Raw genomic sequence first — 14,717 nt, 5'->3', positions numbered from 1 at the left:
GATGTCGGCATCAGCGGTAATGCGGCGCTACGAGTAGCAGAGCGGATTCATACTCTGGGACAGCATACCCAAGTAATATGCATTACGCATTTAGCACAGACCGCAGCGATTGCACGAACGCATTACCACCTTTACAAGGAAAGCAGCGGGGGGCGTACCCAAACGCACCTGGTATCGATTCCCGAACCTGAACGCGCGCAGGAGTTAGCTCGGTTAATTGAAGGGGATCGGTTTACGGGCACAACATTAGATACGGTAACGCGCTGGTTAAAGTATTTTCGTGCAAAAAACAAATCATAAGCACCTGCGAAAAAAGCGAAACATTGTTTTCGCTTTTTTGTTTTCATTTTTATTTACAGGATACCTTTGTATACAAGGATTTTCCACGTAAAATCTATGTTATAATATAATATAAATGAGAAATAATCATGAATGAGGTGACAGTTATGACCACTGTTTTAGTTTGCGGTGCCGGAGGACGCATGGGCCGCGAAGTGGTAAATGCGGTTTGGCAAGATTCGGAATTGCAATTGGTCGGTGCCGTAGATGTGTCCAATGCGGGTATGCCGGTAGCGGAAATTGTCAATAATGACGATTGCCAAGTAGTAATTGTGGATGACTTACAAGCTGCATTGGAGGCAACAAGCCCCGATGTAGTTGTCGATTTTACAAGTCCGAAGGTTGTTTTTGAAAATGCCAAAACGACGTTACAGCACGGAACCAATATCGTCATCGGGACGACCGGTCTCACTGCTGACGAACGCGATGCATTAGCCAAAATCGCCAGTGAAAATAAAGTAGGCGTTTTAGTGGCACCTAATTTTTCGCTCGGCGCGGTACTATTGATGCAAGCCAGTGAACTGATGGCAAAATACTTTCCGAATGCGGAAATCATTGAGTTGCATCATAATCAAAAATACGACGCGCCTTCCGGAACCGCGCGCCTTACTGCAGAAAAAATTGCCAAGGCAAGAACACAGGCACCGGCTCTCGACAAAACGCAGGAAAGTTTAGCAGGTGCGCGTGGTGGTATCGTTGAGGATGTACATATCCATAGCGTTCGTTTGCCCGGTTACGTTGCCCATCAGGAAGTTCTTTTCGGCGGTACCGGCGAAATCGTCACCTTACGTCACGATTCGTTGGATCGCAAATCATTTATGCCGGGAGTCCTGCTTGCTTGTAAAAAAATCAGTCAATTTCCGGGGCTGACATATGGTTTGGAACATTATCTGGGATAGGGAGGTCCTCCATGATCAGTAACGCACGTGTTGCTATTTTAGGCGCTACCGGCGCAGTAGGACAGGAGTTTATTCAACTTATTGAAGAACGCAATTTTCCATATAGCGAATTAAAACTGTTGGCATCGAAACGTTCGGCCGGTAAGGAGCTTACCGTAAAAGGTAAAAAAATTACCGTAGAAGAAGCTACTCCCGATTCATTTAATGATATTGATATTGCTCTTTTTGCCGGTGGCAGCGTCAGCAAGACTCTTGCGCCGGAAGCTGCCAAACGCGGCGCCATTGTCATTGATAATTCGAGTACATTTCGGATGGATCCCAATGTACCTTTGGTCATTCCTGAAATTAATCCGGAAGATGTTAAAGCGCAACAAGGCATCATTGCCAACCCGAATTGCTCAACCATTATTATGCTGATGGCGTTGAAACCGATTCATGACTTATCGCCAATTAAGGAAATTGTCGTCAGTACTTATCAAGCGGTATCCGGTGCCGGCAAAGAAGGCATGGAAGAATTGACAAAACAAGTGGAAGCTATCGTTAACGGTGAAAAGCCGCAAGCGAATTATTTACCGGTTGCCAGCCTCGATAATCATTACCAGATCGCCTATAATTTGATTCCGCAAATTGATGTCTTTCTAGATAACGACTATACCAAGGAAGAAATGAAAATGGTTAATGAAGTGCATAAGGTTCTGCACGATGACACCATTGCGGTATCGCCGACCACGGTACGGGTACCGGTCATGCGTAGCCATGCCATGTCGGTTCGTGTGAAAACGGAGAAACCGTTGGAAGTTGCCGCCGTGCGAGAAGCACTGAGCGCGATGCCGGGCGTCGTCGTCTGTGATGACCCGCAGCAGATGCAATATCCGATGCCGTTGGATACTTCTTTTAAAAATGATGTCAGCGTTGGACGTCTGCGCAAAGATCTGTATGATCCCAATGCACTAAATCTGTGGATTTCCGGCGACCAGATCCGTAAAGGAGCCGCTTTAAATACTTTGCAGATTACTGAATACATTTTGGAAAACGATTTATTATGAGTAAAGGAGCGGTGTCATGAAGTCATTTGGAGCCGTTTTAACGGCAATGATTACGCCATTTACAAAAACCGGAGAAGTCGATTATCAAGCAAGTGCTCAGCTCGCCCGCCATTTAGTTGGCCATGGTTCGGACGGACTGGTCATTTGCGGCAGCACCGGTGAAGGTGCCGTAATGACTGCGGAAGAAAAATTGAAGCTTTTCGCAACAATTCGTAAAGCAGTCGGTCCGGAAATATTTTTAGTTGCCAATACGGGCTCAAATGATACGCAACAATCCGTAGCATTTACCAAAGAAGCCGAAAAAACGGGGGTAAATGCCTGCATGGCTGTCGTGCCATATTATAATAAGCCGACACAGGAAGGTTGCTATCAACATTTTGCGGCGATTGCGCAAAGCACCTCCTTGCCCATTATTTTATACAATGTACCGGGGCGCACCGCTTCGCAAGTGACACCGGAAACGATTGCCCGTCTGGCCAACGAATTTTCGAATATTGTTGCGGTTAAAGAAGCGAGCGGAAACCTGAATCAAGTTTCCGAAATTGCACGGCTTTGTCCGGAAGGATTTCTGATTTACAGCGGGGATGATTCTTTGACCTTACCGATCTTAGCTGTGGGTGGTTGTGGCGTAATCAGTGTCGCCGGTCATCTCGTCGGTGAACAGTTAAACCAAATGGTCATATCATTCCTGGCCGGCGATGTGCAAAAGGCACAACAAATTCATTATCAGTTGCTGCCGATCATGAAGAAACTTTTCTTTATATCCAATCCGATTCCGGTGAAAGAAGCGGTGGGTATGATTGGTTTGCCGGCCGGTGAATTTCGTTTGCCGTTAGTACATGCGAATGAAAAAGAAAAAGAGTTTATTCGTGAATTTTTGCACGACTACGATCTTTGCCAATAAAAAAAGAGCCTAAAGCTCTTTTTTTATTTCAATTATATTTTCGATATACACCGATTACACGGCCGACGATTTTCACATCTTGACTGATGATGGGTTCATATGCATCATTTTCAGGCTGCAGACGTATATAATCCGACTCTTTATAAAACCGCTTTACCGTCGCTTCCTCGTCACCGACCATAGCGACCACAATATCACCATTTTCCGCATTCGGCTGCTCTTTAACAAAAAGCACGTCACCTTCCAAAATACCTGCATCCATCATACTGTCGCCCTGCACTTCCAACATAAATGCCGAATCGCTGCCAATGAATTGAAGAGGGAAGGGGTAGACATCTTCTACATTTTGCTCCGCAGTAGCAGGTAGACCGGCATGAACATTACCTATCAAAGGAATGGGGGTCAATTCTTTTTGGCGCCATTCATATTCCTCGACCAATACGATGGAGCGATTTTGTGAAGGTTCCCGGCGAATATAACCCGCCTTTTCTAAGCCATCGAGATATCCCTGTACGGTAGAAGGAGACTTCACACCAATCGCTCGTGCAATGTCACGAACGGAAGGGACATAACCGTTACGATGCGTAAAATCACGAATATATTCCAGCACATCCTTTTGACGTGTCGTTAACTGCGGACGTTGGTTGTTTGTCATAGAATCACATCCTTTCTTGCATTATAACAAAATTTTCTCAGATAGGAAACAAATGTTCGAATTATGCTTGACAGAACATTTGTTCGGTAGTATCATGAACATAGCAAAAGAACAAATGTTCGATTCTGGGGATGGTGAATATTATGACAAAAACAATGAGCAGCGCTTTTATAAAATTAGGTATTTTAATGACTTTTGTCGTTGCAGGTTGGATGCACTTTATGAGCAGTAAACCTGTTTCACAAGTATATTATCAGCCAATTCGTATTCAGACCGGTGATACATTATGGAAGATTGCTTCCCAATACGCACCGGCGCATAAAGATATTCGTGAGGTCGTGTATGAGATTCAAAGCTATAATCATTTAGTCGATGCCGGTACATTGCGTCCGGGGATGATTATTCATATTCCGGTAGAAACTTCTTCTATTAATGACGAAATGAACATTGCAGTAAAATAAAAAACAGTGCTTAGCACTGTTTTTTATTTTGTACTGAACATATCGCGCAACGGATTATGCTCAAATCGATCCGCTTCATTGATATAATGTCGTACCATTTCAACGGAATGATGTCGCGTCTGCTGCATAATACGTCGTTCCTCAATGCCGGCCAATGCAGCCGATGTAGCGAAGCCGTGGCGTAAGCTGTGCGCCCCGTAATCTGTCGGATCCAAACCGATTTTTTCCACCCAACGCTTGACGATACGATTGACCATCTGGTCAGAAAGCGCATTTTTACGTAGTTTTCCCGTTTTAGTCGGCGAGCGAAAAACCGGTCCGGAGGTAATTTTAGTTCGAGATAGCCAGCTTTTTAAGGTCGTGACCGGACATAATTCTTTTTGCGTTAAATTAGGCAAGGCAACAATATTACCTTCACCTTCCTGGTCAGCCTTGGAGCGGGGAATAAAGATTTCAATACCTTGCCGTACAAAATGAACATCTTCATACCGTATAGAACTTAATTCGCTTCTGCGAAATGCTCCCATAAAACCGATTACAAGAACCGTTTTATCTAAATGCTGGGTAAGATCTTTAATATCCATCATTTGTACGATAGCTTCCAAATCTTCTTTTAAAAGCGGTGATTTACCCTGCTGATAGGTACCGATTTTACGGCGAATACCTTTCATCGCTGCCTTTACTAACGGAGATAGACAGGGATTATCTTTAATCAAACCGCCTGCCGTAAAATTTTCCGATAGAGCACTTACACGGCGGGCGATGGTATTCGCTTTCGCATAAGCGGATAAATCATGTATATAATTGACAATCGTCTCAGGAGTCGCAGGGAAATAGTGAATGCCACGATAACTGCACCAATCACAGAAGTCCGACCAATCTGATTCATAGGCATCAATTGTCGAGTGCGACTTTTCCAACGTAAATAATTCCTTACTTCCGGAAGAAAGCAAAGAATTGTTCTGAATGCGTTGATTATCCCGTAAATAGAAGTGTTTAGCCATAATACACCACCTAAAAAAGCCTATAATAAATAACGATAATTTAACATTATCGTTATTTATTATAGGCTATCACATTTTATTGCTTATGACAAGTTGCTAAAGTACTCCTGTGCTTTTGTAATTTCACTGCGCAAACGCTCTTCATCAATAGTAAGCAGTTGGCGATGCTGCATAACAAGCTTGCCGTTGATCATGACGGTATCCACATCCGACGATTGTGCCGCATAGGCAAGTAATGACGTAACATTATACTGCGGTTGCCAATGGAAGCCGCTGCGGTCAATTAAGATGATATCGGCCAAATTGCCTTCTTTCAATTCGCCGAGATCGCTATAACCAAGTGCATGGGCGCCCCCTAAAGTAGCCAATTGCACGGCGGTTTGTGCCGGAATGGCGGTAGGATCGTAGGATACACCTTTATGAATTAATGCGGCTGTCTGCATTTCTTCCCACATATCAAGCTTATTATTGCTCGATGCACCGTCTGTAGCCAAACCGACGGTTACATTCGCAGCAAGCATCTGAGGAACCGGTGCTACGCCTGAAGCCAGTTTTAAATTACTGCGCGGATTATGGGCAACCCTTACATTATGCTCCGCTATAATAGCAATATCATCAGCGTCTACATGTACGCAATGTGCGGCTAAGGTCGGTTGAGTAAACAGACCGAGTTGTTCCATATAAGCAATTGGACTGAGTCCATGTTTTTCTCGGCAGGTTTCGACCTCCCCTTGCGTTTCGGATAAGTGAATATGGATTTCGATATTGTCTTTACTAGCCGCATCAATGACTTTTTCCAAATATTTTGCCGGACAGGTATATGGTGCATGCGGTCCAAGCATTACACGAATTAAGCCATTTTCTGCTTGATGCCATTCATGGAAAAGCGCCACGTTTTCCTGCAGCGCTTCCTCTCCATTGGGAGAAGTTCCCGCCAAGCCACGTGCAATATTACCGCGCATGCCGACATCAACAGCCGCTTTAGCCACCTGAGGCATGTGCATATACATATCACAAAACGCGGTGGTACCGCCCCGAATCATTTCCGCAAAAGCCAACTGTGAACCCCAGTAAACAACTTCATCATTCAACTTTGCTTCCGCCGGCCAAATATGGTTTTCGAGCCAATCCATTAAGGCAACATCATCGGCATAGCTGCGAAATAATGTCATTGCGACATGGGTATGACTGTTAATCAAGCCCGGCATGGCCAGCATTCTCTTGCCATCGATTTTATTGTCAACATCTTCACATTCAAGATTTTCCCCAATTTTTTGGATTCGTTGATCGCTTACTAAAATATCAACGTCGATTTTGATTTCCTGCGGTGTCCAAAGGTCCACATGTTGAATTAATGTGTTCATTCGGCACTTCCTTCCTCATATAAGTAAGCATATTGTTCGGATGTCAATGTGTCAATGGCATAATGCATTGCCTCTAATTTAATTCGTGCGACCTTTTCATCGATCGCTTTAGGCATGACATATACTTTCGGCGAAAGCCATTCCGCATTTGTCTGTACATAATCCAACGCCAACGCTTGCAACGCAAAGGACAAGTCCATGATTTCAGCGGGATGTCCATCCCCTGCCGCCAAATTGACCAGTCTCCCCTCTGCCAAAACGAAGAGAGTATTTCCATTGGCCAATGTATAGCCTTTAATATTTTGTCGAGCCTCAAATTCTTTGTCGGCAATTTCACTGAGTTCACGCACGTTTACTTCCACGTCAAAGTGGCCTGCATTACATAGAATGGCTCCATCTTTCATTAACGGATAATGGGCTTTAGTGATGACATCCTTACAACCCGTTACCGTAATGAAAATATCACCGAGCTGTGCCGCTTTTTCCATCGGTAACACCGTAAAACCGTCAAAAACCGCTTCGATCGCTTTGATCGGATCAATTTCCGTGATATAAACATGTGCTCCTAATCCTTTGGCGCGCATGGCAACGCCTTTACCGCACCAACCATACCCCGCAACTACCACATTGCGTCCGGCAATCGTCAAATTAGTTGTCCGAATAATACCGTCCCAAGCGGATTGGCCGGTACCGTAGCGATTATCAAAAAGATATTTACACAGTGAATCATTGACAGCAACCATCGGAAATTGCAGTTTCTTTTCCTTATCCCATACACGCAAACGCTGTACGCCGGTAGTCGTTTCTTCGGAGCCGCCCAAGAGCCGCTCCTGCGCATCTTTACGGCTATCCAGAACCAGCGCCGTCACATCACCGCCGTCATCTAAAATGAGATGCGGCTTGTGGTCCAGGGCGTGGTTTAAGTATTGTGTATATTCTTCATCAGTACAACCATGTGTAGCATATACGGTAAGGCCTCGTTTAACCAAAGCGGCGGCAATCGGATCCTGGGTAGAAAGCGGATTGCTGCCGGTGACAATGACCTTGGCTCCGGCTTCCTGTAAAACCGTCGCCAAAAATGCCGTTTTTGCCTCCAAGTGAATCGACATAACTATGGTTTTACCTGCAAATGCTTGCCGCTTTGTTAAATCCCGTCGAATTTCCTGTAACACCGGCATATATCTTTGTACCCAATCAATTCTTTTTTCGCCTTCCGCGGCCAGAGATAAATCTCGAATGATAGAATTCATTATTTCACCTTCTCTTTTAATTTGGTGATTGCCTGCTCATATGGTGCGGTTAACACACCTTTTTCTGTAATTATTCCCGTCACCAATTCAGCGGGAGTTACATCAAATGCGGGATTCCAAACAGCAACATTTTGCGGCGCGCTGCGAACTCCTTGAAATTGGCGGACCTCTTCGGCAGCACGTTCTTCAATGGGAATTTGTGAACCGTCGGTAAGCGTGAAGTCAAATGTCGAACTCGGTGCTGCTACGTAAAATGGAATATTATGATAATGCGCCAGCACAGCTAAGCCGTAAGTCCCGATTTTGTTAGCAACATCACCATGAGTGGTAATACGATCCGCACCGACGATTATGGCGTCTATTTTTTTGTGTAAAATAGCGCTTGCGGCCATATTGTCACAAATTAACGTGCAGGGAATTTTATCTTTCGTTAATTCATACGCCGTCAGGCGAGCCCCCTGAAGCAGCGGACGCGTTTCATCCATATAGACCGTAATTAGTTTTTTTTGGAGATGCAATTCACGGATAACTCCCAACGCAGTACCGATACCTGCTGTAGCAAGTGCTCCCGCATTACAGTGGGTAAGAATCGTTACCGGTCGATCAAAAAGCGCCGCGCCGTGTTTAGCTATTTCTTTATTTTGTGTAAGGTCATCGCTATCCACTTTTTGCGCTTGCAAAAGTAGCGCTTGGTAAACTGCGTCATACGACGAATTTTGTGCAAGCAGTGTAGAGTACATTTCACGCTGCAAGTCCACAGCCCAGGCTAAATTAACAGCCGTCGGTCTCGCTTCCCGTAAAGCTTCGGTGGCAGCATTAAAGGTAGATTGTTGTGGGATGCTGTTTCCTGACGTTGCGCTTTCGGCAAATGCCAAGACGCAGGCATACGCCGCGGCGACACCTATGGCCGGCGCTCCACGTACAGCCAAGGTAGCTATCGCATGCGTGACATCGGCTGCCTTTCTGCATGTTATATACACTTCTTCAGTGGGTAAACGTCGCTGATCAAGTAAGATGAGCGAGCCATCTTCCCAATATAAGTGTCTCATAACTTAATTCCCTGCTCTACTTTAAAGCCACCGTATTCTGCCATGGCATGCAATGCCGGACTATCAAATGCAGGGTCAAATGTCGTCATGACGGATCGCAGGAGTTTTTTCAGTTGCTCGCTGTTTTTTTCCATAGCCTCTACCACTTCACTATGTGTGAGATTTTGTGGAGAAATACCGGCGGCAAAGTTGGTAACGAGCGATACGGTAGTATATGCGATTTCCGCTTCCCGGGCTAATGGGCATTCGGGAGCATTGGTCATACCTACGACATCACCTCCGATCTGCGCATACATTTTAATTTCGCCGGCGGTTTCAAAACGCGGACCTTCTGTACATACATAGGTCCCTCTTTCGTGTAATGGCAACTTTTCTTTCTTGGCGGCTTCTGCAATCATCTTACGTAATGTACCGCAGTAAGGTTCCGTCAAATCCACATGCGCTACCGGCAAAGGAGAGCCGTCATAAAAGGTGTGTTCACGCGATTTGGTAAAATCGAGCAATTGATCGACCAGTACCATTTCACCCGGCTTCATGTCCGGATTAAGTGAACCGACGGCGGTAGTCGCTACAATAGCAACAACATCAAGCATTTTCAAAGCATAAATATTGGCACGATAATTAATTTTATGCGGCGGAATCGTATGATTAGCACCATGACGGGTCATGAAAATAATTTCTTTATCCATAAAAATACCGGATGTATAGACGGCTTGCCCATAAGGTGTCTTGATTGACGTTGTTTTCGTATTACTGAGCAACGCGGGGTCATATACTCCCGTCCCTCCGATAATAGCCAGTTTACGCATTAGGCTCCTCCTTTTCAGCAAAGGCAGCTGCTAATTCATCTTTGGTAAAAACATATTTTCGTTCACAGTAGTGACATACCAATTCCGTTTTATCTTCCTGCAGCAAAGCTTCCTGATCTTCTTTCGGAATCGTCTTTAACGCTGCAAGAAATTTTTCGGACGAACAGGTACATTCCCAAAGAACTGGTTTTTCTGCCAGTAAATCTACATGTAAACCTTGGGAGAGAATTTCAATAATTTCTTCTTCTGTATGGGTGCGCATCGCATTGGTAATCGGTCCCAACTTTGTCAAATTGGCTTCTATTTGCTGCAATGCTTCCTCCTCATGATCCGGCATTGCCTCAACCAAAATGCCTCCGGCGGCCAATACTTGTACACCGCGACTTACCATCACACCGAGACTTACCGCCGAAGGGATTTGCTCCGAAAGTGTAAGGTAATAAGCCAAGTCTTCCGCGATTTCGCCTGAGTGAATTTCAATAGCGCTTTGGTAAGGCTGCCGCAAGAGAGAGTATCTTGTGACATAAAGCATACCTTGACCGACTGCTTGCCCGACATCCAATTTCCCGTGCTCGTTCAGCGGTAAATCTACCTGCCCATTCTCCACATAGCCGCGAACACGGTTAGTCTCATAAGCATCGACAAATATTTTGCCCAGCGGTCCGTCACCGTCGAAACGAATACTTACGCCTTCCTGGTTTTTAAAATCGGTTGCGAGCAGCAATGCACCCGTCATCGCGCGTCCTAATGCAGCCGCAGCTACAGGAGAAAGATCATGCAATGCTCGTGCGCGCGCGACAGCAGAGGTGGTATACGCCACCGAGATTTTCAAACCTTCATGGGCCAGATAATGTTTAATACTATCTTTGCACATGTCATATCTCCTTTAATAAATTGCACATTTCCACGGCCGACATAGCGGCATCAAAGCCTTTGTTGCCGCTTTTGGTTCCGGCCCGTTCAATCGCCTGCTCCAAAGTATCGGCAGTCACCAAACCGAAAAGAATCGGTTTCCCCGAAGCAAGAGAAGTGGCGGCGATACCTTTGGCCGCTTCATTGCATACCAGATCGTAATGCGACGTAGCTCCTCGTAACACAGCCCCTAAGCAAATAACCGCATCCACGTCCTCTTTAGCAACAAATTTCTTAGCTACGAGCGGTAATTCAAACGCCCCCGGACAGTACGCAATTGTAATATTTTCCTCTTTCATGCCGTGCCGTTTCAGTGCATCCAATGCCCCGCTTAAGAGTCGATTTGTAATAAAATCATTAAAACGACCAACAACAATTGCCATTTTTAAATCGTCAGCAATCAAGTTTCCGTTGTATGTTTTCATATGTCACCTCGTTAAAAAATGTGCCCCATTTTATCTTCTTTGGTTTTTAAATATTCGCGATCAAAATCATTGGGCGGAATAACAATCGATTCTCGTGCAGTAACGGTAACCCCATTTTTTTCTAAATTATCGATTTTGGCGGGATTATTGGTCAACAACCGAATGCTTTTCACGCCGAGATCTTTTAAAATGCGTGCACTGAGCGAATATTCACGCAAGTCGGCAGGAAAGCCAAGCTGTTCGTTAGCTTCTACCGTGTCAAAGCCTTCTTCCTGCAATTTATACGCACGAATTTTATTGACGAGACCAATGCCCCTTCCCTCTTGACGCATGTAGATAATGACACCTGCGCCCGCGGCTTCAATTTGTCGCAATGCAGCATGTAGTTGTTCTCCGCAATCACAACGACACGAACCGAATACATCCCCGGTCAAACATTCCGAATGGATTCTGGTTAATACATCTTCATTACCGTCAATATCTCCTTTCACGATGGCCAGGTGGTTAAACGAATCCAGTGTGTTTTCATAAACATAAATAGTAAATTCACCGTATGCCGTCGGTAATTGTGCGGTAGCTACCCGACGTACCAACTCCTCGGATTGCTTACGGTATTCATATATTTGCGCCACGCTGATCATGGTCAGCCCGTGTATTTTAGCAAATTGCTGTAATTCCGGACGACGCATCATCGTTCCATCGTCTGCCGTGATTTCACAAATCACAGCGGCAGGATATAAATCAGCCAACTCCATCAAGTCAATGGAGGCTTCCGTATGGCCCGAACGTACAAACACACCGCCTTCCCGAACACGAAGCGGAAACACATGCCCCGGACGGCGAAAATCGCTGCCTTTTGCCGCAGGATTTAAAAGTTCTTTAATAGTGAGCGCGCGATCATGCGGTGAAACGCCGGTACCGGTATGAATATGATCAACGGAAACTGTAAAAGCCGTTTGATGGTTGTCTGTATTTTCCTCAACCATTTGAGGAATCTCCAAACGCTCCAGATCTTTACTCTTCATCGGTACGCAAATAATGCCTCGAGCGGCTTTCGTCATAAAATTAATAGCCTCGGTAGTAGCAAATTGAGCAGCCATTACCAGATCGCCTTCATTTTCCCGCTTCTCGTCATCTACCACTATAATCATTTTACCGCTTTTTAAATCATTTAAGGCCTGTTGAATCGAATCCATTTACCTTACTCTCCTCAATCCAGAAAACCGTTTTGCATTAAAATTTTTTGCAGGTTTTCATCAGTATTTTTTTGACTTCCCAACAGATGATCAATGTACTTTCCAAGTACATCCGTCTCAATATTTACGACACTGCCATTTTGATATTCTCGGGTATTCGTTTGTTGCCAGGTATGCGGAATAATAGAGACCTCAAAGTAATTTTCCCCGGTTTCTGTTATCGTCAAACTCATACCGTCAAGCGCAATCGAACCTTTGGGAATAATATAGCGTAAGAGTGCAGGTTCAACTTGAACCCGTATGCGGTGCGCTACTTCATCCCTTCGAATTTGGCTGATTTGGCCGATACCGTCAATGTGCCCGGAAACAAAGTGACCGTGTAAACGTCCGTTTACCGATAATGCCCGCTCTAAATTAACATGCATCCCCACTTGCCACTTAACCATCGCACTGTGTTGTACCGTTTCCGGCATGGCAGTCGCACTAAATGCTTGTGATTGTACATCGACTGTCGTCAGACAAATGCCGTTAACAGCGACGCTGTCGCCTACTTTGAGCAGCTCATCCCACGGCAAATGCGCAATGGTCAGTAAGTAGCTGGTACCGTTTCGTTCCAGCCGCTGTATCGTGCCAAGTTGTTCAATCAAACCTGTAAACATCCGAACTCCTTTGCTTCATAATGTAGGCGAATATCATTAGCGAACATTTGGGTATCTATCAAGGTATATTGCGGTGCGTTTTGCAACGTCTCAATTCCAGCTCCGGCGCTAATTCCTTTAGCCGTCGCTCCACCGAACATAAGTGGCGCTATATACAGATAAATTTCATCCAAAAGTGCGGCCCGTAAAAACGCATCGATAAGTGTGGCGCCGCCTTCTAATAAAACGGTTTGAATCTCGTACTTTTCCAGGAGTAATTTGACACCTGCTCGGATATCCGGTTCGCCTTCGGCATTACAGGGCAATAATTCCACATTGATCCCCTGCTGACGCAGTGCTTCAAGTCGATCTGGAGAAGCCTCCTGTGTGCAAAATAAAATCGTTCGTTCCGGCGACTGTGTAACTATCGTGGCGGTGAGCGGTAATCGTGCCGTTTTGTCCCAGATCACACGCCACGGTTGTTGGGGACGAGGGAAATCTCGCACCGTAAGCTGCGGATTATCGGCAAGTATGGTATTAATACCTACCGTGATGGCATCGCTAAGAGAACGCAAACGTTGCACATCATGACGAGCTTCTTTGCCGGTAATCCATTGGGATTCTCCTGCGACTGTGGCCGTTTTGCCATCCAGCGTCGTCGCCATTTTCGCCACCACCTGCGGTCGCTTTTGCTCAATACTACGAAAAAAACCGCGATTAATTTTGCGTGCTTTTTCTTCACAAACGCCGCACACTACTTCTATGCCGGCTTCTTCTAATATCTTGATGCCATTCCCATTGACTTTTGTAAACGGATCACAACATGCACAAACCACACGCTTGATGCCTGCCGTTATGATCGCTTTAGTACATGGAGGTGTTTTTCCGTAATGTGAGCACGGTTCAAGTGTTACATATAAAGTAGCATCTCGCGCTGCTTCTCCTGCGGCTTGCAACGCCCAGATTTCAGCGTGCGGCCCGCCTGCTTTTTGGTGCCATCCTTCTCCGACAATCGTATGGTTTTTAACAATCACAGCTCCGACAAACGGATTAGGGCGTACGGCTATTGTCCCGAGTTGTGCGAGTTGCAGCGCTCGCTCCATGTATAAAATATCTTCTTTCGATATATCAGCTTGCATAATATGCCTCCATAAAGAAAAAAGGACAACGTAAAAGTGTCCTTTTTTGTCCTTTCCCAGCCAGACTATACTGTCGGTTTCGAAATTTCATCGAATCAGCTTGCGCTTGCGGACTTTACCGCCGGTCAGGAATTGAGTCAATCGACCCTCACCTTGCCTCAAAGACACGACATATTAAGTTATTGCGAATTACGTAATGTACGAATCATGTCGGCACGATCCGTACTGTTAAATACAGCGGAGCCTGCGACTAAAATATTTGCCCCCGCTGCAATCAACGAAGCCGCATTTTGTGGTCCTACACCGCCGTCGATTTCAATCACCGCGGAGCTCTTCGTGCGTTCAATCAATTCGGCTAAACGTTTTACTTTAGCAGTCACATAAGGAATAAATTTTTGGCCGCCAAATCCCGGATTGACGCTCATCAACAGCACAAAATCGAGCGTCGGCAAAATATCTTGCAACACTTCTATGGGAGTAGACGGATTTAATACCATGCCGGCTTGCATATTGTGCTTTTTGATCAGCTGCACTACGCGATCCGCATGCGGTTCTGCTTCATAATGAAAGGATACCATATTACAGCCGGCATCATGTAGCGGTTCAATATAATCACTCGGCCGTTTA

16 protein-coding genes, 1 pseudogene and 1 riboswitch are annotated in these 14,717 nt (G+C 45.4%); of the genes and pseudogenes, 5 read left to right on the top strand and 12 right to left on the bottom strand.

The annotated features are described in order from the left end of the window. From KH813_RS03340 to dapA, 4 genes and pseudogenes are all read left to right on the top strand, one after another. Positions 1–300, top strand: a pseudogene (locus KH813_RS03340) (DNA repair protein RecN); the annotation flags it as partial. A 146-nt stretch (positions 301–446) separates the two neighbouring features. Next, positions 447–1,238, top strand: coding sequence for a 4-hydroxy-tetrahydrodipicolinate reductase (dapB, locus tag KH813_RS03335; protein ID WP_303993215.1), 792 nt, complete (start codon positions 447–449; stop codon positions 1,236–1,238). An 11-nt stretch (positions 1,239–1,249) separates the two neighbouring features. Next, positions 1,250–2,284, top strand: coding sequence for an aspartate-semialdehyde dehydrogenase (locus KH813_RS03330; RefSeq protein ID WP_303993213.1), 1,035 nt, complete (start codon positions 1,250–1,252; stop codon positions 2,282–2,284). A 16-nt stretch (positions 2,285–2,300) separates the two neighbouring features. Beyond that, positions 2,301–3,188 carry a 4-hydroxy-tetrahydrodipicolinate synthase gene (gene dapA, locus KH813_RS03325; RefSeq protein WP_303993210.1) on the top strand — a complete coding sequence of 296 codons (888 nt, stop codon included), beginning with the start codon at positions 2,301–2,303 and terminating at the stop codon, positions 3,186–3,188. Positions 3,189–3,216: 28 nt separating this feature from the next. Here the strand turns inward: dapA and lexA are convergent, their stop codons facing one another. After that, the gene (gene lexA, locus KH813_RS03320) at positions 3,217–3,843 is read right to left on the bottom strand and encodes a transcriptional repressor LexA (protein WP_303993207.1); all 627 of its coding nucleotides are present in this window, start codon (positions 3,841–3,843) and stop codon (positions 3,217–3,219) included. A 143-nt stretch (positions 3,844–3,986) separates the two neighbouring features. Here lexA and KH813_RS03315 point away from each other — a divergent pair, with 143 nt between their 5' ends. After that, on the top strand, positions 3,987–4,304 hold the full coding sequence (locus KH813_RS03315) for a LysM peptidoglycan-binding domain-containing protein (protein ID WP_303993204.1): 318 nt from the start codon (positions 3,987–3,989) through the stop codon (positions 4,302–4,304). Positions 4,305–4,327: 23 nt separating this feature from the next. Here KH813_RS03315 and KH813_RS03310 read toward each other — a convergent pair whose 3' ends face one another. The 11 genes from KH813_RS03310 to KH813_RS03260 all read right to left on the bottom strand — a co-directional run. Further along, positions 4,328–5,308: a site-specific integrase gene (locus KH813_RS03310; protein ID WP_303993201.1), complete on the bottom strand. Its 981-nt coding sequence runs from the start codon at positions 5,306–5,308 to the stop codon at positions 4,328–4,330. An 83-nt stretch (positions 5,309–5,391) separates the two neighbouring features. Further along, positions 5,392–6,672, bottom strand: coding sequence for an amidohydrolase (locus KH813_RS03305; RefSeq protein WP_303993199.1), 1,281 nt, complete (start codon positions 6,670–6,672; stop codon positions 5,392–5,394). Further along, complete coding sequence (locus tag KH813_RS03300; RefSeq protein WP_303993196.1) at positions 6,669–7,922, bottom strand: adenosylhomocysteinase; 1,254 nt, start codon at positions 7,920–7,922, stop codon at positions 6,669–6,671. The genes KH813_RS03305 and KH813_RS03300 overlap by 4 nt, the downstream gene beginning before the upstream one ends. Continuing rightward, complete coding sequence (gene mtnA / locus KH813_RS03295; RefSeq protein WP_303993193.1) at positions 7,922–8,971, bottom strand: S-methyl-5-thioribose-1-phosphate isomerase; 1,050 nt, start codon at positions 8,969–8,971, stop codon at positions 7,922–7,924. The genes KH813_RS03300 and mtnA overlap by 1 nt, the downstream gene beginning before the upstream one ends. Further along, on the bottom strand, positions 8,968–9,780 hold the full coding sequence (gene mtnP, locus KH813_RS03290) for an S-methyl-5'-thioadenosine phosphorylase (RefSeq protein WP_303993191.1): 813 nt from the start codon (positions 9,778–9,780) through the stop codon (positions 8,968–8,970). Before mtnP ends, mtnA begins: the two co-directional genes overlap by 4 nt. Next, positions 9,773–10,654 carry an Hsp33 family molecular chaperone HslO gene (hslO, locus tag KH813_RS03285; RefSeq protein WP_303993187.1) on the bottom strand — a complete coding sequence of 294 codons (882 nt, stop codon included), beginning with the start codon at positions 10,652–10,654 and terminating at the stop codon, positions 9,773–9,775. Before hslO ends, mtnP begins: the two co-directional genes overlap by 8 nt. 1 nt (position 10,655) lies before the next feature. Continuing rightward, positions 10,656–11,117 carry a 6,7-dimethyl-8-ribityllumazine synthase gene (gene ribE, locus KH813_RS03280; protein ID WP_024049210.1) on the bottom strand — a complete coding sequence of 154 codons (462 nt, stop codon included), beginning with the start codon at positions 11,115–11,117 and terminating at the stop codon, positions 10,656–10,658. Between the two features lie 11 nt (positions 11,118–11,128). Further along, positions 11,129–12,313 (bottom strand): bifunctional 3,4-dihydroxy-2-butanone-4-phosphate synthase/GTP cyclohydrolase II, encoded by a 1,185-nt coding sequence (locus KH813_RS03275; RefSeq protein WP_303993183.1) that lies wholly within the window; start codon positions 12,311–12,313, stop codon positions 11,129–11,131. 14 nt (positions 12,314–12,327) lie between these two features. Beyond that, positions 12,328–12,972, bottom strand: coding sequence for a riboflavin synthase (locus KH813_RS03270; protein WP_303993180.1), 645 nt, complete (start codon positions 12,970–12,972; stop codon positions 12,328–12,330). After that, positions 12,957–14,090, bottom strand: coding sequence for a bifunctional diaminohydroxyphosphoribosylaminopyrimidine deaminase/5-amino-6-(5-phosphoribosylamino)uracil reductase RibD (gene ribD, locus KH813_RS03265; RefSeq protein ID WP_303993178.1), 1,134 nt, complete (start codon positions 14,088–14,090; stop codon positions 12,957–12,959). The genes KH813_RS03270 and ribD overlap by 16 nt, the downstream gene beginning before the upstream one ends. A 44-nt stretch (positions 14,091–14,134) precedes the next feature. Continuing rightward, positions 14,135–14,260: riboswitch (FMN riboswitch) on the bottom strand. 9 nt (positions 14,261–14,269) lie between these two features. After that, positions 14,270–14,717: ribulose-phosphate 3-epimerase (locus tag KH813_RS03260; protein ID WP_303993175.1), on the bottom strand; the 448-nt coding region annotated here is incomplete at its 5' end.

This window comes from Negativicoccus succinicivorans (assembly GCF_018373335.1).
Taxonomy (GTDB): domain Bacteria; phylum Bacillota; class Negativicutes; order Veillonellales; family Negativicoccaceae; genus Negativicoccus; species Negativicoccus succinicivorans_A.
This window is presented reverse-complemented; position numbering and strand designations above follow the sequence as displayed.